General features: G+C 44.5%; 17 protein-coding genes. 8 read left to right on the top strand and 9 right to left on the bottom strand.

Going from position 1 to position 21863, the window contains the following annotated elements:
- From LG34_RS06890 to LG34_RS06875, 4 genes are all read right to left on the bottom strand, one after another.
- Positions 1 to 285: DUF1667 domain-containing protein (locus LG34_RS06890; protein ID WP_109215444.1), on the bottom strand; the 285-nt coding region annotated here is incomplete at its 3' end.
- Positions 285 to 1550, bottom strand: a complete 1266-nt coding sequence (locus tag LG34_RS06885; protein ID WP_109215443.1) for an NAD(P)/FAD-dependent oxidoreductase — start codon at positions 1548 to 1550, stop codon at positions 285 to 287. The genes LG34_RS06885 and LG34_RS06890, both read right to left, overlap by 1 nt.
- Before the next feature lies 1 nt (position 1551).
- Positions 1552 to 2988 carry an NAD(P)/FAD-dependent oxidoreductase gene (locus LG34_RS06880; RefSeq protein WP_109215442.1) on the bottom strand — a complete coding sequence of 479 codons (1437 nt, stop codon included), beginning with the start codon at positions 2986 to 2988 and terminating at the stop codon, positions 1552 to 1554.
- A 307-nt stretch (positions 2989 to 3295) separates the two neighbouring features.
- Positions 3296 to 3490: an ATP-binding protein gene (locus LG34_RS06875; RefSeq protein ID WP_333491079.1), complete on the bottom strand. Its 195-nt coding sequence runs from the start codon at positions 3488 to 3490 to the stop codon at positions 3296 to 3298.
- 394 nt (positions 3491 to 3884) lie between these two features.
- Here LG34_RS06875 and LG34_RS06870 point away from each other — a divergent pair, with 394 nt between their 5' ends.
- From LG34_RS06870 to LG34_RS06845, 6 genes are all read left to right on the top strand, one after another.
- Positions 3885 to 5108: an NRAMP family divalent metal transporter gene (locus tag LG34_RS06870; RefSeq protein ID WP_109215440.1), complete on the top strand. Its 1224-nt coding sequence runs from the start codon at positions 3885 to 3887 to the stop codon at positions 5106 to 5108.
- 16 nt (positions 5109 to 5124) lie between these two features.
- Complete coding sequence (pxpB, locus tag LG34_RS06865) at positions 5125 to 5853, top strand: 5-oxoprolinase subunit PxpB (RefSeq protein WP_109215439.1); 729 nt, start codon at positions 5125 to 5127, stop codon at positions 5851 to 5853.
- Between the two features lie 3 nt (positions 5854 to 5856).
- A complete protein-coding gene (locus tag LG34_RS06860) occupies positions 5857 to 6864 on the top strand; it encodes a biotin-dependent carboxyltransferase family protein (protein ID WP_109215438.1) in 1008 nt (335 codons plus the stop codon).
- A gap of 104 nt (positions 6865 to 6968) precedes the next feature.
- A complete protein-coding gene (gene accB / locus LG34_RS06855; RefSeq protein ID WP_109215437.1) occupies positions 6969 to 7403 on the top strand; it encodes an acetyl-CoA carboxylase biotin carboxyl carrier protein in 435 nt (144 codons plus the stop codon).
- Between the two features lie 12 nt (positions 7404 to 7415).
- Complete coding sequence (gene accC, locus LG34_RS06850) at positions 7416 to 8762, top strand: acetyl-CoA carboxylase biotin carboxylase subunit (protein ID WP_109215436.1); 1347 nt, start codon at positions 7416 to 7418, stop codon at positions 8760 to 8762.
- 33 nt (positions 8763 to 8795) lie between these two features.
- Entirely contained in the window at positions 8796 to 9566 is a 771-nt protein-coding gene (locus LG34_RS06845) for a LamB/YcsF family protein (protein ID WP_109215435.1), read from the top strand.
- Positions 9567 to 9812: 246 nt separating this feature from the next.
- On the opposite strand, the gene groL is transcribed toward LG34_RS06845, so the two are convergent.
- The 3 genes from groL to LG34_RS06830 all read right to left on the bottom strand — a co-directional run bounded on the left by groL (position 9813) and on the right by LG34_RS06830 (position 12733).
- On the bottom strand, positions 9813 to 11438 hold the full coding sequence (gene groL / locus LG34_RS06840; RefSeq protein WP_021739516.1) for a chaperonin GroEL: 1626 nt from the start codon (positions 11436 to 11438) through the stop codon (positions 9813 to 9815).
- Between the two features lie 24 nt (positions 11439 to 11462).
- Positions 11463 to 11747 carry a co-chaperone GroES gene (groES, locus tag LG34_RS06835; protein WP_022036466.1) on the bottom strand — a complete coding sequence of 95 codons (285 nt, stop codon included), beginning with the start codon at positions 11745 to 11747 and terminating at the stop codon, positions 11463 to 11465.
- Between the two features lie 206 nt (positions 11748 to 11953).
- On the bottom strand, positions 11954 to 12733 hold the full coding sequence (locus LG34_RS06830; protein ID WP_109215434.1) for a Cof-type HAD-IIB family hydrolase: 780 nt from the start codon (positions 12731 to 12733) through the stop codon (positions 11954 to 11956).
- 312 nt (positions 12734 to 13045) lie between these two features.
- On the opposite strand from LG34_RS06830, the gene LG34_RS06825 reads away from it, so the two are divergent.
- A complete protein-coding gene (locus LG34_RS06825; protein ID WP_109215433.1) occupies positions 13046 to 13459 on the top strand; it encodes a hypothetical protein in 414 nt (137 codons plus the stop codon).
- A gap of 436 nt (positions 13460 to 13895) precedes the next feature.
- A complete protein-coding gene (locus LG34_RS06820; RefSeq protein ID WP_109215432.1) occupies positions 13896 to 15239 on the top strand; it encodes an MATE family efflux transporter in 1344 nt (447 codons plus the stop codon).
- 184 nt (positions 15240 to 15423) lie between these two features.
- Here the strand turns inward: LG34_RS06820 and LG34_RS06815 are convergent, their stop codons facing one another.
- Positions 15424 to 16917 carry a glutamate synthase subunit beta gene (locus LG34_RS06815; protein WP_109215431.1) on the bottom strand — a complete coding sequence of 498 codons (1494 nt, stop codon included), beginning with the start codon at positions 16915 to 16917 and terminating at the stop codon, positions 15424 to 15426.
- 103 nt (positions 16918 to 17020) lie between these two features.
- Positions 17021 to 21565 carry a glutamate synthase large subunit gene (gltB, locus tag LG34_RS06810; RefSeq protein ID WP_109215430.1) on the bottom strand — a complete coding sequence of 1515 codons (4545 nt, stop codon included), beginning with the start codon at positions 21563 to 21565 and terminating at the stop codon, positions 17021 to 17023.
- Positions 21566 to 21863 lie beyond the last annotated feature (298 nt).

Here is a 21863-nt window from a genome sequence, read left to right as displayed (position 1 = left end):
AACCGGTGCTGTAAGTGTCACTCCTTTTAATGCCATCAGGCATTCCCGGATTTTCCCTTTTGGAATATCCGATGCCGTTTTCACCGATACCACCGGCAGATTGCCGCCCATTACCGGAACCGTGGATGTCACGATTCTTCTTGGATCTGTCAGCTCTTTTCTGGCATAATCATCCCCGCGTTTGCAGGTATTTCCACTTACGGATATCACCTGCACGCCATCCATTTCCACTGTCAGATTACAGCCCAGCGGGCAGCCGATACAAATCAGTTCTTTTCGTTCCATTATGCTTCCCCCTGTTCGATTCGAATTGTTATTTTGGATAAATGCTCATATTCCTGCAGTTTTTTCTTCTGCAAAATCACCTGCTCCATTTCACCCGGTGACATAACTTTCTTTTTTAAACGCATGATACAGGTATCGTCAAAATAAACACAAAGCTCACAGTTTTTGTATACATTTCCGACCCGGAAGCGTACAATCTGTTTGTCCTGCATCCGATGCGGATGAACGGAAGACGGCACCGTATAGCGCACACCACCCTCCGGGCAAATATTGATTTCTGTTGCATCTTCCGCAAACTGCTGTGTCACATATTCTGCCGCGAACGTTCCTGCCGCCCCGGCTTCCTCTGACACATAATCCACCAGATCATGCACATGCAGGACATTTCCACATGCAAACACACCCGGAATATTTGTCTCAAGGCTCTCATTGACTACCGGTCCGGAAGTCACCGGACTTAATTCCACACCTAATTTTCCGGAAAGCTCATTTTCCGGAATCAGACCACAGGATAACAGTAAGGTATCACATTCGTAGGTTTCTTCTGTTCCCGGAATTGGTTTTAACTTCTCGTCCACCTGCGCGATGGTCACTGCCTCTACCCGGTCTTTTCCTTTGATATCCACCACGGTATGACTCAGTTTCAATGGGATATTATAATCATCCAGACACTGTACAATGTTTCGTTTCAAGCCGCCGGAATACGGCATCAGTTCTGCCACCACCTGCACTTTTGCACCTTCAAAGGTCATACGTCGTGCCATGATCAATCCGATGTCCCCGGAACCAAGAATAACCACTTTTTTGCCCGGCATCCGTCCCTCAATATTAACGTAACGCTGTGCTGTTCCGGCGGAATAAATGCCTGCCGGACGATAGCCCGGAATATTTAAGGCTCCCCGCGGGCGCTCTCTGCATCCCATGGCCAGAACGATGGCTTCTGCCTCTACCACAAACATCCCCTGCTCCCGGTTCATGCAGGTAATTTTTTTATCCGGACTGATATCCACCACCATGGTTGTCAGCAGATATGGGATCTGCATCTTTTCCACTTCCGCAATAAAACGTGCCGCATATTCCGGTCCGGTCAGTTCTTCCTTAAAGGTATGCAGTCCAAATCCATTGTGAATACACTGGTTTAAAATTCCGCCCAGCTGCTCATCACGCTCCAGTATTAAAATATCTTTCACACCGGCCTTTCGTGCCGCAACCGCTGCTGCCAGACCTGCAGGTCCGCCGCCGATAATCGCAATTTTCGTTTTCATGCTACAGATCCTCCTTATCATATCCGGTCAGGAATCCTGAATTTCTGCCTTTTTTCGTAATTTCACTGATGTCGCATCCAAGTTCCCTTGCAAGAATCTCCACGGTCTTCGGGGAACAAAATCCTGCCTGACATCTCCCCATTCCGGCGCGGGTTCTGCGTTTTACGCCATCCAGTGTTGTCGCTCCCAATGGGCGGTGGATTGCATCTAAAATCTCACCCTCTGTCACCATCTCACAACGGCAGATGACGTTTGCGTATGCCGGATTTTTCTGAATCATCGCATGGCGTTCTTCCACAGTCAGTTCTTCCATGCAGACCACACCTTTTCTGGTAGATACAAACTCCAAATTATCCTCTGCCGGAAGCAGTTTTTCAATCAATTCTGCCACATAAACGCCAATGGCTGGTGCACTGGAAAGTCCCGGAGATTCAATCCCGGCCACATCGATAAAGCCCGGCGCATCTGCCACTTCCTCAATGATAAAATCATTTTTCTCTGTATGCGCCCGCAAACCGGCAAAGGATGTGATAGTCTGACGTTTTGGCAGGTTCGGTGTACTAAGTAGCGCACGCTGCTGCAGATCTTCCAGACCTTCTGCTGTGGTTGCGATATTTTCCTTATCTGATTCGTCTACCGCGGTCGGTCCCAGCATCAGATTGCCATGTACAGTCGGCGTTACAAGCACACCTTTTCCATACTTTGTCGGAAGCTGGAAAATCGTATGGGATACAAAGTCTCCAACCTTTTTATCCAGCAGGCAATACTCGCCTTTTCGTGGGATGATCTGAATTTTATGTTCGCTGACCATGTTGTGGAAAACGTCCGCGTAAACTCCGGCGGCATTTACCACCAGTTTTGTCTCATACACATGATCCTGCGTATGAATCTCATAATATCCGTCCTTTTTCACAATTTTCTGTACTTCCTGATTTAACAAAAACTCTGCGCCGTTGGTACATGCATTTTCTGCCAGTGCGATTGTCAATCCAAACGGACATACAATGCCGCCTGCCGGTGCATACAGTGCTGCCACAACCTGTTCGGACACCTGCGATTCCATCTGCCGCACTTCGTCGCCGGAAATAATCTCGCATCCTTCTACACCATTTTTCTCTGCCTTTTCCAGAAGTAGCTCCAGCTTTGGTCTGTCCGCCTCACTAAAACAAAGTACCAGCGAACCGTTTCGTTTATAGGAAAAATCCAGTTCCTTTGAAAGTGCTTCCATCATCCGGCTTCCCTGTACGTTCATTTTCGCTTTTAGGGTTCCCGGTGTCGCATCAAATCCCGCATGCACGATACCGCTGTTTGCCTTGCTGGTACCTTCACAGATATCGCTGCAGCGCTCCAGTACCGCAATGTTTCGTTTCTTTCGCATCAGCTCCCGGGCAATGGCACTTCCGGTGACACCTGCCCCAATGATCATTACATCATACATAAAATCGCTCTCCTTTTCTCAGTTTCGCTTCCTTCAGATCCAACTCATCAAATATTTTTTCATTCATAAATACTTATTTATACACTTTTCAAAAATCTGCTTGAACCTGATGAAATTAAAAAGAGCCGAACAAAAATAAACCATCTTCATGGTCTCCTTTTTGCTCAGCTCATAATCTCATGCAAATCAATATGTTATTTTCTGGGTTCATTGTAACACTTATTGCCACCAGACTCAAGTTACTACTACAAATTTTGCAATATTTCCTTCAATTTATCAAAATCCACCGGTTTTGCAATATGGGCATTCATCCCCGCATCCAGACAGCGTTGCACATCTCAGCAGCAGATACCGCAAACGGAATCTCAACACAAAAACGACTGCCTTTTCCAAGCGTACTGTCTCCCCGGATATTTCCACCCATTGCATCTGTCAGGCTTTTTGTGATTGCCATGCCAAGCCCCGTACCCTGTATTTCCTTTGTTTGCTTCTTTATATAAATGAAAAATTGCCGAAACGGTATGATTTAATCCTTCCAAAGTCAGTTCCAGAGAAGACTGTTCTTCTGTATTCTGCTGCAACAGCTCCTTTTCACAGACCAGTTCCGTCAGGAAATCTCCCTCTTCCAGATTGAGTTCCGGACAACATTGCCGCACTTTTTTAATTTTCCATTTCTTGTCAGTTTGTTAATTATAAGTCTTTTTCATACGATAATTGCCAACTTCGTAAACGTAAGTCCGAGAGTCAGAAAATAATGAGAGCAGACGTCTTAGTCTGCGACATTCTTTTCTGACTCTCGGACCGGACACTCCCAATACATAAAAGCAAAAAAATTTGTACTTCTTCTTATAATTATGTATAATAATATAGATATTAAATTTGTGAAGGAGCGTTGTATGAACAAAAACAATCAGAAAAAAAACGCTGGTGCCCTGATCGGTGCCGCATTCCTTATGGCGACTTCCGCCATTGGTCCGGGATTTTTGACCCAGACCGGAAAATTCACGGACAGCCTACATGGAAGTTTCGGCTTTGTTATTTTAATTTCCATCGTACTGGCTGCCATTGTACAGTTAAACGTATGGCGTGTACTCTGCGTATCCGGTATGCGTGGACAAGACGTTGCAAACAAAGTGCTTCCAGGACTTGGCTATGTGGTAGCATTCCTGGTCGTAGCCGGTGGTCTTGTATTTAACATCGGTAACGTCGGCGGCGGAGCCCTTGGTTTTAACACCTTACTCGGCATTCCGACAACAGTTGGATATTTCCTTGCAGGTGCCATTGCAGTCGTTGTTTTCTTATCTAAGAATGCATTAAAAGCCATGGATACCCTGACAAAAGTACTTGGTGGACTTATGATCGCCGTTATTTTCGTTGTGATCCTTATTGTCCGCCCACCAGTTGGCTATGCCTTAAAAGAAACCGTTGCACCATCTGCAGCAATGAGCGACACTTTCCCTGCCATCCTGACACTGCTTGGCGGAACCGTTGGCGGATATATCACCTTTGCCGGTGCACATCGTCTGATCGATGCAGGTATCACGAAAAAAGAAAACCTTGGTGAAATTAAGAAAAGTTCTGTTATGGGACTTGGTATCGCAACCATCGTCCGTGTACTGTTATTCCTCGCCATCCTTGGCGTCGTTGTTGCTACTGCAACTTCCGGTGCACATACACTGGATCCGTCCAACCCTGCCGCTGATGCATTCAAGATCGGTGCGGGTCAGATCGGATACCGCTTCTTTGGACTGGTACTTCTGTGTGCTGCCATCACCTCTATCGTAGGCTGCGCGTACACTTCCGTATCTTTCCTGAAGACATTCAGTAAATTTATCGAAAAAAATGAAAAATGGTTTATCGTTGGATTCATCATCCTCAGCACCGTCGTTATGGCACTGATCGGTCAGCCTGCTACTCTGCTTGTTCTGGCAGGAGCTTTAAACGGACTGATCCTTCCAATTACCCTTGGTGTATGCCTGATAGCTTCCAAAAAGAAGACTATCATGGGTGAGGATTACCATCATCCGACCTGGCTGCTGATCCTTGGTATCGTTGTTGTTGTCATCTCCGCATACCTTGGCATCACATCCCTCGGAAACCTTGCAACACTTTTTGCATAATGGAGCATGATCAATTATGAAAGACACAAAAATTCTTACCGCCGGAGATTCCTCCCTGCTCATTCAGTTTGGGCAGGAGATTTCTCCGGAAATCAATGCACAGATCACTGCGTTTGTGCATCTGATGAGAGAACAGCATGTGGAAGGTGTCACAGATGTGATTCCTGCATTCTCAAGCCTTCTCATCAACTATGATCCGCGCGTTATCGACTACCGCAAATTAAAACGCCGTCTGGAAAAATTATTAAAACTGGAAGTCAGCAAAAAAGCATCTTCTTCCCGTATTTTTGAAATTCCGGTGTGCTACGGCGGCGAATACGGCCCGGATCTGGAAAACATTGCAAAACACGCAAACCTTACCCCGCAGGAAGTCATTGATATTCACTCTTCCAGTGACTATCTGATCTACATGCTTGGATTTTTGCCGGGATTTTCTTATCTTGGCGGCCTGGATGAACGCATCCACACTCCGCGTCTGGCAAATCCGCGTATCAAAATCCCAGCCGGAAGCGTCGGCATCGGCGGTTCCCAGACCGGTATCTATCCGTTAGATTCACCGGGAGGATGGCAGTTACTGGGACTGACTCCGGTAAAAACGTATGATCCGAACCGTGAAGTTCCGATTCTTTTTGAAGCCGGCGATTACATTCGTTTTGTCCCGGTCAGCGAATCTGATTTTACAGCAATCAAAGATGAAGTGGAAAAAGGTACTTATACCTGCACGATTCATCAAAAGGAGGTGTAACCCATGGGCGTTCGTGTATTAAAAGGCGGCATGCTCACAACTGTACAGGATCTTGGAAGAACCGGCTATCAGAGCCAGGGCTTCGGTGTGTCCGGTGTCATGGATGTGCGCTCCTTTAAAATTGCAAACCTGCTTTTAGACAATCCGGAAAACGAAGCAGTCCTTGAATTTACCCTGATGGGACCGACACTGGAATTTACTTCCGAAACCATTATTGCCATCACCGGCGGCGATTTCCAGCCACAGGTAAACGGCAAACCCATCAAAAACTATACCGCAGTCTATATGCACCGTGGTGATATCTTATCCTTCCGCGGCGCCAGAACCGGCAGCCGTGGCTACATCGCTTTTTCCAGTTATCTGGACATTCCGGTGGTTATGGGAAGCCGTTCTACCAACATCAAATGCTCCATTGGCGGATACAAAGGACGCCGTCTGATGGATGGGGATTATGTTGGTTTCCGTATCAAACGCAGATATTTACCATATTACTTATCCCGTACTCTGGATCTGGATGAATTTGATCAGGATGAAGTGACCTTGCGTGTCATTATGGGACCACAGGATAAAGCATTTACCGCAGCAGGCAGAAAGACATTTCTGGAATCCGAATATACCGTAACCAGTGAATTTGACCGTATGGGATGCCGTCTGGAAGGACCGTTCATCGCATACAAGACCACTTCCGATATCATTTCAGACGGAATTGCCTTCGGATCTGTTCAGGTGCCAAGCCACGGAAAACCGATCATTCTGCTTTCCGACCGTCAAACCACCGGCGGATATGCAAAAATTGCCACTGTCATTTCCGTGGACATTCCGAAACTGGTTCAGCGAAAAACAGACCACAAGGTACGTTTTCAGGCAGTTACCGTAGAAGAAGCCCAGCAGCTCATGCAGGATGAACTTCATGAACTGCAGGAATTCCGCAAACAAATTTATCAGCCGTGTAAAGAAGTTCTGGACTGCAGACTTGTGGCAAAACGTTTATCAAAACTGTTTCAGGACTAGCTACTGAACTATTACAGGATTCTGTAGCAACAGATTGAAAATACATTCACAGGATCTTCCTATAGAATCCTTTTTATTGAACATCAAAGGAGTAACAAACTATCATGGATTTACAACAGATTGAAAAACTTGTACAGATTATCGAAAATTCCTCCATGCTGGAGTTTTCCATTCAGGAAGGCGATACAAAGATCAAAATGAGCCGCCGCGGAACCATGGGTGTTCCGGGAGAAGCAGCAGTCACCGTTGCACAGACTGCTCCTGCTGCCCCGATTGAAGAAGAAGCTGAGGACGAAACCTACATCACCTCCCCGATCGTCGGCACCTTCTATTCCGCTCCGTCTCCGGAAGCAAAAGCCTTCGTAAAAGTCGGTGACAGAGTCAAAGCCGGACAGACCGTATGCATTCTGGAAGCAATGAAACTGATGAATGAGATTGAAAGTGATTTTGACTGTGAAATCGAAGCCGTTCTGGCCAGCAATGAGCAGAAGATCGAATATGGCCAGCCACTGTTTAAGGTAAAAAAACTGGATGACTAAGGAGGCCTGCTGATGTTTCACAAAATATTAATCGCAAATCGTGGAGAAATCGCGGTCCGCATTATCCGCGCCTGCCGCAACATGGGCATCCGCAGCGTCGCCGTTTACTCCAAAGAAGATAAAAACAGTCTTCACGTACAGCTGGCAGATCAGCGTGTCTGCATCGGAGAAGGCCCTGCCCGCAACAATTACCTGAATATGGAGCGCATCATCACAGCTGCCCGCAATGTCGGCGCTGATGCCATTCATCCGGGCTTCGGATTTTTATCCGAAAATGCAGATTTTGTCCGTCTCTGTGACGAGTATGGTATCACCTTTATCGGACCGACTGCCGATGTCATCAACAGCATGGGAAACAAATCCCACGCCCGCAAAACAATGATGGATGCCAACGTTCCTGTCGTTCCAGGCACAAAAGAGCCTGTCTACGATGCAGAAACTGGTGAAAAATTTGCCGATGAGATCGGTTACCCGGTTATGATCAAGGCTTCCTCCGGCGGCGGTGGAAAAGGTATGCGTGTGGCAAAATCCAAAGATGAATTCGAATTTAATTTCAATATGGCACAGCGTGAATCAGCCAATTCCTTTGGCGATGACACCATGTATATTGAAAAATTCATTGAAAATCCACGCCACGTAGAGATTCAGATCATGGCAGATAACTTCGGAAATGTGGTTGCTCTTGGCGAGCGTGACTGCTCCGTACAGCGAAATCACCAAAAGCTGATTGAGGAGTCCCCGTCTCCTGCCATCACGGAAAAAATGCGTGCTTCTATGAATCATGACGCGATTCTTGCAGCAAAAGCTGTAAATTATACAAACGCCGGAACCGTTGAATTTATCGTAGATCCAAAAGGCACTTACTATTTCATGGAAATGAATACCCGTATTCAGGTAGAGCACGGTGTCACAGAAATGGTCACCGGCACAGACCTCATTATTGAGCAGATTCGCGTGGCTATGGGTGAGCCGTTAAGTTTTACCCAGAAGGATGTCACTCCGCGTGGTCATGCCATTGAGTGTCGTATCAATGCGGAAATCCCTGAGAAAAACTTTATGCCAAGTCCGGGTGTGGTCAAACATCTGCATCTGCCATCTGGAAACGGCGTCCGCGTAGATACTGCCCTTTACACTGGCTACCGAATTCCATCCGAATACGATTCCATGATTGCAAAAGTCATTGTTCATGCACCGAATCGTGATGCAGCATTGCAGAAAATGCGCTCCGCGCTGGACGAAATGGTAATCATGGGTGTGGAAACCAACCTTGATTTTCAGTATCGTATTTTGAAAAATCCAGAGTTCTGCGAAGGAAAAGCCGATACCGGCTTTATTGAACGGATTTTACGTCTGGACTAATAAATTTTCAAATCAGAAAGAGAGGTCTTTACCATGTATCAGGTAGACTTAAACAGTGACCTTGGCGAAAGTTTCGGCCGCTATACCATCGGAATGGATGAAAAAATCATTCCTCTTATTTCTTCTGCAAACATTGCCTGCGGTTATCATGCATCCGATCCTGTCGTAATACTGGAATCCATTGCCCGCACCAAAGAGGCAGGCATCAAGATTGGTGCACATCCGGGACTTCCGGATCTCATGGGATTTGGACGCAGAAATATGGCAATCTCCCCGGCAGAAGCAAAAGCTTACACCCTGTATCAGATCAGTGCCCTTGGCGGCATGTGTCAGGCAAACGGAATGCGCCTGCAGCACGTCAAACCACATGGAGCCTTATACAACATGGCAGCCAAGGATTATGAGCTGTCTATGGCCATCTGTGAGGCGATCCGCGACTATGATCCTGAGATCATTGTCATGGGATTATCCGGAAGTGAAATGATCCGCGCTGCCAAAGACTGTGGATTAAAAGCGGCCAGCGAAGTATTTGCAGACCGTGGCTATGAAGAAGATGGCACACTGGTCAACCGCCGTAAGGAAGGCGCGCTGATCAAAGATGAGGATGAGGCAATTGCCCGCGTCATTCGTATGGTAAAAGAAGGCGTTGTTACTGCTGTGACCGGAAAGGATATTCCGATTCAGACAGATTCCGTGTGCGTACACGGAGATGGTGAAAAAGCACTGCTTTTCGTAGAAAAAATCCGTAAGGCACTTACCGAAAATGATATTAAAATCCGTCCATTAGCCGAAATTGTGAAATAACGTTTGTTTTATGAGGAAGGAGAGTCCGAAAATAATACAAGCAGACGTCTTAGTCTGCGGTATTCTTTTCGGACTTTCACTCCTGCTTATATCGTAAATACACAGATTTACATTTAGATATTTTCTCAGTTTAAATAGCCCGGAGAACCAGAAAATAATACAAGCTGCCTTCTCAGGCTGCGGTATTCTTTTCTGGTTCTCCGGGCTTCAATAACCAAAATTATAAATTACAGGCACTCTGCCGAATTACATCATTCCCATTCCTGGTGCACCGCCTGCTGGCATTGCCGGAGCCGGCTCTTTGATATCTGCTACAACAGACTCTGTTGTTAATAAGGTAGAAGCAACGCTTGTTGCGTTCTGTAATGCACTTCTTGTTACTTTTACAGGATCAAGGATTCCTGCATCTACCATGTTTACATACTCTTCTTTTGCTGCATCAAATCCGACACCCGGCTCGCTCTCACGAACTTTGTTGATGATGACAGCGCCTTCAAGACCTGCATTTGCGGAAATGTAGAATAACGGAGCTTCCAGAGCTTTCAGGATTACTTTTGCTCCTGTCTTCTCATCACCTTCCAGTGTCTCAGCAAGTTTTGCAACCTCTTTTGTTGCATGGATGTATGCAGATCCGCCACCTGCAATGATTCCTTCCTCTACTGCTGCTTTTGTAGCTGCCAGAGCGTCTTCCATACGCAGTTTGCTTTCTTTCATCTCTGCTTCTGTAGCTGCACCTACACGGATCACTGCTACGCCGCCTGCCATCTTCGCAAGTCTCTCCTGCAGTTTCTCACGGTCGAAATCAGATGTAGTTGTCTCAATCTCTGCACGGATCTGAGCAACTCTTGCTTTAATTGCCTCAGAATCACCCTCACCGTCAACGATGATTGTGTTCTCTTTCTGAACTTTAACAGATTTTGCCTGACCAAGCTGATCTAATGTTACATCTTTTAATTCCAGACCAAGTTCGGAAGAAATTACAGTACCACCTGTCAGGATTGCGATATCCTGCAGCATTGCTTTTCTTCTGTCACCATATCCCGGTGCTTTTACGCCGACAACAGTGATTGTTCCACGTAATTTGTTTACGATCAGGTTTGTTAATGCATCACCCTCGATATCCTCAGCGATGATTAATAATTTTTTACCTGTCTGTAAGATCTGCTCTAACAGTGGTAAAATCTCCTGAATGTTTGTAATCTTCTTATCTGTGATCAAGATGTATGGCTCATCCAGGTTTGCTTCCATTTTATCCATATCAGTTGCCATGTATGCAGAAATATATCCACGGTCAAACTGCATACCTTCTACTAAGTCTAACTCTGTCTGCATTGTCTTGGACTCTTCGATTGTGATAACACCGTCTGCGGAAACTTTCTCCATAGCATCTGCTACCATATTTCCTACTGTCTCGTCGCCAGCGGAGATTGCTGCAACTTTCGCGATATGGTTCTTTCCGTCAACTTTCTGGCTCATAGCTGCGATTGCTTTTACAGCAGCCTCAGTTGCTTTCTTCATACCTCTTCTCATAACGATTGGGTTTGCACCTGCTTCCAGGTTTTTCATTCCCTCTTTGATCATTGCCTGAGCGAGAACGGTAGCGGTTGTTGTACCATCACCAGCTACATCATTTGTCTTTGTAGCTGCTTCTTTTACAAGCTGTGCACCCATGTTCTCGAATGCATCCTCAAGCTCAATATCTTTTGCGATTGTAACACCGTCATTTGTGATCAGTGGAGCACCAAAAGATTTATCCAGAACTACGTTTCTTCCTTTCGGTCCTAATGTAACACGAACGGTATCTGCTAATTTATCTACACCAGCTTCCAGAGCTTTTCTTGCCTCTGATCCATATTTTAATTCTTTTGCCATGATAATTTTCCTCCTTCAATTTTATTACTCTACTACAGCAAGGATGTCATTCTGTCTTACGATGATGTACTCCTCACCCTCTAATTTTACTTCGTTACCTGCATATTTAGAATAAATAACTTTATCACCCGGTTTTACCTGCATGGTTACTTCTTTGCCATCTACCATTCCGCCAGGTCCTACAGCGATTACTTCTGCTTCCTGTGGTTTCTCCTGTGCACTTGTTGTAAGGATCAGACCGGATTTTGTGGTCTCTTCTGCCTCTACCTGTTTTAATACAACTCTGTCACCTAATGGTACTAATTTCATGATGTGATTCCTCCTTATTCTATATATAAGTTCTATGCTTTCTTTTGTTTTATTAGCACTCATTTCTTCTGAGTGCTAACCGATAGTCATATAATAGTTTTTTTGCACCTGAATCGCAACTAAATAATTTCATATATATATGTGTATTTTTTCCACTTTTCTCATATATACTCTTTTTTTCTTACTTTTTCTCACTTTTTCATTTTTTAAATCAATGCAAAATGCTTCAGTGCATGATAAATACCGTCTTCATGCAACCCCCTGGTTACATAATCCGCATGCTCTTTGGCCACATCCGTTCCGTCCCCCATCGCAACTCCCACACCGGCAAACTCCAGCATGTCTACATCATTGGCACTGTCACCGAATGCATAGGTATCCTTTACATCAATTCCCAGTTTTTCGCATACAAAAGCAATTCCGCTCGCTTTGCTGTATCCTTTTGGTACTACTTCCATGGCCACATCCCCGTGAACCATAAAATCATAATCATCCTTTAATAATTCGATCACCGCCGGATAATCCCGATCATGGATTAAAACAGAAAACTTACTTGCTTCCCACTGTTCCTCATGCCCTTGAATCGGCAGCATACAGTCTTTCATAACCTCCAGCAGATATCTTCCGTATGCATCTCTGCTGATCTTGTCTGCATCCATGTACAGCATATGGCGGCCTTCCATAACCATGGCAATATCATAATCATAAAATATCTGTACTGCCTTTTTCAATAATTCCCGGTCAATCTCTTTGTACAGCATTTCTTTTCCTTTATATTCTATAAAGGTGCCACAACCGCAGACAATGCCGTCAAATCCCATACCGAGCAACTCTTCACTGTTGATAAACACGCGTGTCCTTCCACTGCAGAGGAAGGTCTGATGTCCGTTCTCCTGAAGCTGATGAATTGCTTCTTTTGTGCTCTGTGGAATGTTATTGTCCCTGTCCCATAAAGTCCCGTCAATATCAAAAAAAATCGCTGCCATATATGTATGTGTTCCTTTCTTCTTACCTCATTTTTCCTGTTTTCTGATTATAACGGTTTTTACATACAAATGCAAATATTCAGGGTAAGGCATAAAGCACTTTTTCCAGATGAAAAATCGTTCCTTTATTTTGAAGATTTTCTTAATATTCTTTGAATTCGCAGTTTCGCCACATCGTACATGCTATAATAAGTAGAAACAGGTAAAATCGACAACACATGAGACTTGATACATGATTCTGGTCAACGTAGTCTATTACATTCTTCTCAGAATCATTGCATTTTCTCACCGACATTAAGAGGAGGTTACATTATGGCATATCCACATAAACGGCACCGTTTTCAAAAATTTATTGTTTTTCTGTTTGCTATCGTGATTATTTTACTGGTTAGCTATTTTGTTGCCTTGCCAAAAATAAAAACAAAAGCCGCCGGTGTTGTAGCTGAAAAACTTCTGGAGTCACAAATCACATCCGATACATCTGCCATTGCAGGCGTCAATGCCCAGGAAATCCTTGATGCCATGAACGATACAGACCGTGCAACCGTAGATCAGATCATTACGAATCATATGTCCGCAGATACAATGAAAGAAGCTTCTTCCTACATCACCAGCGGCGATACTGCCGGATTGAAGCAGTTTGCAAAAGATACGCTGACTGCGTCTGAGCTGGAACAGATCAAAGAGCTTTATAATAAGTATAAAGGACAGGTTTCGATGAAGTAAAGCGTAACACTATATTAAAAAGGAGCCAAAAAACTTACCTTGTTAGCTAACAATCGCTGCCAAGGTAAGTTTTCTCCGCTCCCTTATCTACAACATAATAGCTTACTGAAAACAGTACTGCAATATTTCTTGCGTAACTTGAAAACGCTTATGCCATAGCAAATTTATCATAATAAACAAGTACTTCTCATTCCGATAAATTTAGTTTTTTATTTTTTCACTCTTTTTACTTTATTCAACAACTCCTGATTAGCATTCTTTACAAATCCACAATTATCCCTATAAAAAATCCAATTAACAAGTCAAAGTGACAAGATGTCACCCAAAAGTGGTAGCTAAAAATATCAATGTGCCATATAATACAATAGAGGATTGTGTTTTGGCAGAGTCCTATGTAAAATAATCGGACAAGGATGAGAAGAAAAAGGAGATTCTTATGGGAACAAATGAAAAAAATATGACCACTGGATCACCTGGAAAACTGATCATTACTTTTGCTATACCACTGATGCTTGGAAATATCTTTCAGCAGTTTTATACGATGGCAGATACCATGATCGTCGGACAGGTGGTAGGGGTTGAAGCACTGGCGGCAGTAGGCGCCGGAGACTGGCTGGTATGGTTGGTGTTCGGTATCATGACAGGTATCACACAGGGTTTTTCTATTCTGGTAGCTCAGTTTTATGGAGCAAGGGAAAAAGAAAATCTGAAATGCGCGGTGGCGAAAAGCTATATCATGACAGCACTGCTTTCTGTGATTGTACTTGCGGTAAGTGAAGGGGCAGTTTATCATGTTCTTTTGTTTTTACAGACACCGGATAATGTCATTGACCTGACAATGCTATATCTTCGGCTGATCTTTGCCGGAATTCCGATCATAGCAGCTTATAATATATTTGCAGCGATTCTTCGAGCACTGGGTAACAGCAAATCTCCACTGATAGCAATGACCGTAGCAGCGTTGATCAATGTGGGACTGGACCTGTTATTTGTGGCAGTTTTTGGCTGGGGTGTAGCCGGAGCAGCAGTGGCGACAGTCATCGCACAGGGATTTTCAGCCCTGTACTGTCTGATGGTGTTACGGAAAATTCCGGATATCCGACTGGAAAAACAGGACTTCTACAGACAGCCGGCAATGAGTCTGCGGCTTTTGAAAGTGGCGACTCCTCTTGCGATCCAGAATGTGATCATCTCTGTAGGGGGGCTTACAGTACAGTATGTAGTCAATGGATTTGGATTCCTGTTTGTGGCTGGATTTACAGCATCAAACAAATTATATGGAGTTTTAGAGATGGCTGCCGTTTCATACGGATATGCAATTACAACCTATGTAGGCCAGAATCTTGGTGCAAAGAAATATCAGAGAATCCGGAAAGGCGTGCATAGCGGAACTTATATGGCATTGCTTACTTCTGTTGTGATCTCAGGTGTGATGGTGTTATTCGGACGCAATATATTGTCACTGTTTGTATCCGGCGAACCGGAACAGATCCGACAGGTGTTAGACATTGCATATAAATACTTGTTTATTATGGCAATTTTTCTATGGGTACTGTATCTGCTGTATGTATATCGTTCGGCGATTCAGGGTCTGGGTAATACCCTGATTCCCCTCGCCAGTGGCATTGCAGAATTTGTGATGCGTGTCAGTGTTGCATTATTGTTACCAAAACTGATCGGTGAAGACGGAATTTTTTATGCGGAAATTTGTGCCTGGACCAGCGCAGCTGTTTTATTGTTTATAAGTTATATGATTATTATACGAAAATACAAAGAATAAGGTTTAGAGGAATAAGGTTTTAATATGATATAAAGAGGGATTGTTCATCAATGATAACAAATCAAGAACAATCCCCTTTATTAAGTGTACCTATATTCTATTTTCCTTCGCCACTAAGTATGATTCTAATATTTTTTCTTTTTTGCCAGTATAGGGATAAAAGGAATTCATTCGTTTAATAAAACTATTGTACCGAAAGATAAGAATATCCCATCAGGCTCTCATCTACTTCTCTGGCTGCTTCGCGTCCCTCACGGATTGCCCATACAACCAGTGACTGTCCTCTGTGCATATCGCCTGCGGTAAAGACTTTTTTCACATTCGTCTTGTAACGGCCTTCTTCGGTTTCTACGTTTGTTCTCGCGTTTAATTTCACTCCAAAGGCATCTGCCACATATTTCTCTGTACCGAGAAATCCTGCTGCGATAAGTACCAGATCTGCATCCAGTTTCTGCTCACTGCCTTCCACCGGAACCATGTTCATGCGACCGGTTTTCTCATCTTTTTTCGCCTCCAGTTTTACAGTGATCAGACCTGTCAGATTGCCGTTTTTATCTTTCAGAAACTCTTTTACCGTTGTCTGATAGATTCGCGGATCATGTCCGAATACGGCAATGGCTTCTTCCTGACCGTAATCTGTCTTGCAGATTTTTGGCCATTCCGGCCACGGATTGTTCGCAGCACGCTGATCCGGAGCTTTCGGCATCATCTCAAGCTGTGTTACGGATACTGCTCCATGACGGATGCTTGTTCCCACACAGTCATTTCCGGTGTCACCACCACCGATGATCACAACTTTTTTGCCCTTTGCAGAGACAAATTTTTTATCTTTCAGATCAGAATCGAGCAAACTCTTTGTGGTCTGTGACAGGAAATCCACTGCAAAATAAATACCTTTTGCATCTCTGCCCGGTGCATTGATATCACGCGGATTTTTGGCACCGCAGGCAAGTACCACAGCATCATACTCTTTCATAAGTTTTGCTGCTTTTTCGTCTTTTCCCACATTCACTCCGGTGACAAAGTTGATGCCTTCTTCGGTCATCACATTGATTTTGCGGTCGATGATGTGTTTTTCCAGTTTCATATTCGGAATGCCATACATCAGCAGTCCACCCACACGGTCATCGCGCTCATATACGGTTACCCGATGGCCTCTGCGGTTTAACTGGTCTGCTACGGCCAGACCAGCCGGGCCGGATCCGATGACAGCCACTTTTTTCCCTGTACGCACTTTTGGCGGATTTGCCTTCGCATAACCTTTTTCATATGCATGTTCAATAATTCCGTACTCATTGTCCCGCACGGTGACCGGATCATCATGCAGACCGCAGGTACATGCAGCCTCACACAGTGCCGGGCAGACGCGGGATGTAAATTCCGGGAAGTTGTTGGTTTTGTGCAGACGCTCGTAAGCCTGCTCCCATGTTCCCATATAGATCAGGTCATTCCACTCCGGCACCAGATTGTGCAGTGGGCAGCCGCTGGTCATGCCCATGAGTGTCATACCTGACTGACAGAAGGGAACGCCGCATGCCATGCAGCGTGATCCCTGAATCTCCTGTTTTTTCTTTGAGAGGTGGATGTGGAATTCATCAAAATTTTTGATTCTTTCTTTCGGTTCAACCGCTTTGCTTACCTCTCGGTCATATTCCATAAATCCTGTTGGTTTTCCCATTTTAATCCTCCTGTTTTACCGAAATTCATCATAATTCACCATAAGGGCTTCACTTCCGTAAAACTATATTTTTATAGAAGTGAAGTCTTCTCATGTAAAATTTCTATGCCTGAGCCTCAAGATTTGCATAAAATGCTTCAATCTGAGCCTGCTCTACGTTGTAGCCCTTTTCCTCCATCTGTACGATGGTTGTCAGCATATGATGATAATCATATGGCACTACTTTTTTGAATTTCGGCAGATATTCTCCGAAGTTATCCAGAATTTCTTTTCCTTTTACGGAATTGGTCAAAGCGACATGTTCCTGAATCAGTTCTTTCAATTCCTGTACATCGTATTTGTTGGTCAATTCCTCGGTAAATACCATTTCTTTATTGGTTCTTGTATACAGATCGTTGTCCTCATCCAGTACATATGCGACACCGCCGCTCATACCTGCTGCGAAGTTCTTGCCTGTTTTTCCGATAACAACTACGCGTCCGCCGGTCATATACTCACATCCATGATCACCGACACCCTCAACGACTGCAATTGCACCGGAGTTTCTGACTGCAAAACGCTCTCCTGCCACACCGTTGATAAATGCTTTTCCGCTGGTTGCACCGTAAAGTGCTACGTTACCGATGACAATGTTTTCATCCTGACGGTATTTGATGCCTTTCGGCGGATATACGACCAGTTTTCCACCGGAAAGTCCTTTTCCGAAGTAATCATTGCTGTCACCTTCCAGCTCCAGTGTCAGGCCGTTCGGAATGAAGGCTCCGAAACTCTGTCCACCGGCTCCGTTACATTTTACCACGTAAGTATCATCTTCCAGTGTATCTTTGTATTTTCTTGTAATCTCAGAACCAAAAATGGTACCAAAGGAACGGTTGATATTAGAAACATTGATTTCAATGCTTCGTTTCTGTTTCTGCTCAAGTGCCGTTTTCATCTGTTTTAACAGCACTTTCTCATCGGCTGTTTTCTGCAGTTCGAAATCGTATACTTTTTTCGGATCAAAGATTACTTTATCCTTTGAGTTTGCAAACGGATTCTCCAGAATGTTCTTCAGATCCAGTTTTGCAGCGTGACCGGTTAAGTTGTCACGTACTTTCAGCAGATCAGAACGTCCAACCAGCTCATCTACCGTGCGGACACCAAGTTTTGCCATATGTTCGCGAAGCTCCTGAGCGATAAAACGCATGAAATTCATAACATATTCCGGTTTTCCGGCAAAACGTTTTCTCAGTTCCGGATTCTGTGTAGCGATACCAACCGGACATGTATCCAGGTTGCAGACACGCATCATGACGCATCCCATCGTTACCAGTGGAGCTGTAGCAAAACCGAATTCCTCTGCACCAAGCATTGCCGCTACAGCAACATCACGACCACTCATGAGTTTTCCGTCTGTCTCAATGCGGACTTTATTTCTCAGGCCGTTCATGATCAGTGTCTGATGCGTCTCAGCGAGACCAAGCTCCCAAGGAAGTCCTGCATTGTGGATGGAACTTCTCGGTGCAGCACCGGTTCCTCCGTCATAACCAGAAATCAAGATAACTTGTGCACCGGCTTTTGCAACACCGGCTGCGACAGTTCCGACACCTGCTTCTGATACCAGTTTTACAGAAATTCGTGCTCTTGTGTTTGCATTTTTCAGGTCAAAGATCAGCTGTTCCAAATCCTCGATGGAGTAAATATCGTGATGAGGCGGCGGTGAGATCAGACTTACACCCGGTGTGGAAAGTCTTGTTTTTGCAATCCACGGATATACTTTTTTACCCGGTAAATGTCCACCTTCTCCCGGTTTTGCGCCCTGTGCCATTTTGATCTGAATTTCCTGCGCGCTGACAAGGTAACGGCTGGTTACACCAAATCGTCCGGAAGCAACCTGTTTGATAGCAGAGCACCGCTCCGTATCCAGTCGTTCCAGGCTCTCACCACCTTCACCGGAATTGGATTTACCATGTAACCGGTTCATGGCGATGGCAAGTGTCTCATGCGCTTCCTGTGAAATAGAACCGTAGGACATCGCACCTGTTTTAAATCTTGTCACGATGGAGTCAACGCTCTCCACTTCATCGATTGGAATACCTGACTTCGGATATTTGAAATCAAGCGTTCCACGAATATTCATAATGTCGGTCTCATTGTTGACCAGCTTTGTATACTCTTTAAATAAATCATAATCCCCACGTTTTGTGGACTCCTGCAGCAGATGGATCGTCTGTGGATTGTACAGATGTTTCTGTGCTCCGCTGCGCATCTTGTGATGTCCTTTGCTGTCCAGTGTCAGCTCCGTCTGTAATCCAAGCGGATCAAATGCCATGGAATGCAGCTCATTTACATCATTTTCAATATCAGAAATCGTGATGCCACCGATTCTGCTGACAGTATCTGTAAAATATTTATCAATAACGCTTCGATCAATACCGATGGCTTCGAAAATCTTGGATCCCTGATAGGACTGAATTGTAGAAATACCCATCTTGGAAGCAATTTTTACAATTCCATGTAATACTGCAGAGTTGTAATCATTGATCGCAGCATAATAATCTTTGTCAAGCAGATGATCATCTACCAGCTGCTCAATCGTATCCTGCGCCAGATATGGGTTGATGGCACAGGCACCATAACCAAGCAGTGTTGCAAAATGGTGGATCTCACGCGGCTCACCACTCTCCAGGATCATTGCCACTGCAGTTCTTTTCTTTGTCTGGATCAGATGTTGCTGCATTGCAGAAACTGCCAGAAGTGACGGAATTGCCACATGGTTCTCATCCACGCCACGGTCGGACAGGATCAGGATGTTTGTGCCGTCACGATATGCACGGTCTGCCTCAACAAACAGGCGGTCAATGGCTTTCTCCAGACTTGTATTTTTATAATAAATAATCGGAACAACGCCAACTTTGAAGCCTTCCTTTTTCATATGTTTGATTTTCAGAAGGTCAGTATTTGTCAAGATCGGATTTTTGATTTTCAGTACCTGACAGTTTTTCGGCTCTTCCTCCAGAATGTTTCCATCTTCACCAACATAAACTGTTGTGGATGTGACAATCTCCTCACGGATAGCATCGATTGGCGGGTTTGTAACCTGTGCAAACAGCTGTTTGAAATAGTTAAACAGTGGCTGATGATCATCGGATAATACAGCCAGCGGTGTATCAATACCCATGGCTGCTGTGGATTCCGCACCGGTTTTTGCCATCGGAAGCATGACTGTCTTTACAGACTCATAAGAATAACCAAAAGCTTTCTGGATGCGGTGCAGATCATCGCCGGTGTAACGCGGTACACGCACATTCGGAATTTTCAGATCTTTCAATTCTACCAGGTATTCATCCAGCCACTGTCCATAAGGACGTTTGCCCGCATAAGATTCTTTCAGCTCATCATCATCGATGACACGCCCTTTGACGGTATCAACCAAAAGCATTTTGCCCGGACGCAGACGGTCTTTTGTAACAACCTTTGTCGGATCTACATCCAGCACACCTACTTCAGATGCAAGAATCAGATAATCATCATCTGTAATGTAATAACGGGACGGACGCAGACCATTGCGGTCAAGGACAGCTCCCATGATATCTCCGTCACTGAATACGATGGATGCAGGACCATCCCATGGCTCCATCATCGTTGCATAATACTGGTAAAAATCTTTTTTCTTCTGACTCATCAAATGGTTGTTTGCCCACGGCTCCGGAATAGTGATCATAACTGCCAGCGGAAGTTCCATACCACTCATTACAAGGAACTCCAGTGTATTATCAAGCATTGCGGAATCGGAGCCGGATGTATTGACCACCGGAAGCACCTTGGATAACTGACCTTTCAGATGTTCAGACTCCATGGTCTCCTCGCGGGCCAGCATCTTATCGGAGTTACCCTTGATCGTATTGATCTCACCATTATGTACCATAAAGCGGTTCGGATGTGCTCGCTCCCAGCTCGGATTGGTATTTGTGGAGAATCTGGAATGAACCATTGCAATGGCAGATTCATAATCCGGATCCTGCAGATCTTTGAAAAACAGACGCAGCTCGTTTACGAGGAACATTCCTTTGTAAACGATCGTTCTGCTTGACAGAGATACTACATAGGTATTGTCGTTAGACTGTTCAAAAACGCGGCGTGCCACATACAGGCGGCGGTCAAAATCCAGACCTTTTTCCACATCATCCGGACGTTTGATAAATGCCTGCATAATGTATGGCATGCAGTCTACGGCTTTCTGTCCAATGACAGTCGGATCAGTCGGCACTTCACGCCATGCCAGCAGCTCCAGACCCTCTTTTTCTATGATGACTTCAAACATCTTCTTTGCCTGATTGCGCTTTAACTCGTCCTGTGGGAAGAAAAACATACCAATTCCGTAATCTCTTTCTTCACCTAAAAAGACGCCGGAGGATTTCATGGTTTTGGAGAAGAATCTGTGAGATATCTGTAACAGAATACCTACTCCATCACCAGTTTTTCCTTCGGCGTCTTTGCCAGCTCTATGTTTTAAGTTTTCAACAATTTTTAATGCGTTCTCAACCGTCTGATGTGTTTTCACACCTTTAATGTTTACCACAGCACCAATACCGCAGTTGTCATGCTCGAACCTTGGATCGTACATGCCGACAGCCTTGGCGTTGCTCTCGTTCATATGAAGTTTCATAACATCTTCCTTTCTGCAGACATTTTCAGTTTTTACAATACCTTAGTTAGTCTTTCTGTAATCCGTTAAATACTCTTTTTTATCTGTATTCAACGCAAACTGATTGATTGGATATACTATACCGCTTTTTCGGGCAAATGTAAACCTACTTTTTTTCTTAAGTTGTCAGATAATTAGATAACTTATTTTTTATCACATTATTGTCTCTAAATTATTTTAATTATCTGTTTATTTTGTTTTGTTTCGCACAATTTCACTTTGTATTTCTTTATAAAAAAATTTACCTGTAGGAATCAAA

The organism is Eubacterium ramulus, assembly GCF_003122485.1.
Classification (GTDB): domain Bacteria; phylum Bacillota; class Clostridia; order Lachnospirales; family Lachnospiraceae; genus Eubacterium_I; species Eubacterium_I ramulus_A.
Note: the sequence above shows the minus strand (reverse complement) of the source record. Positions and strands in the feature narration are given on the sequence as shown.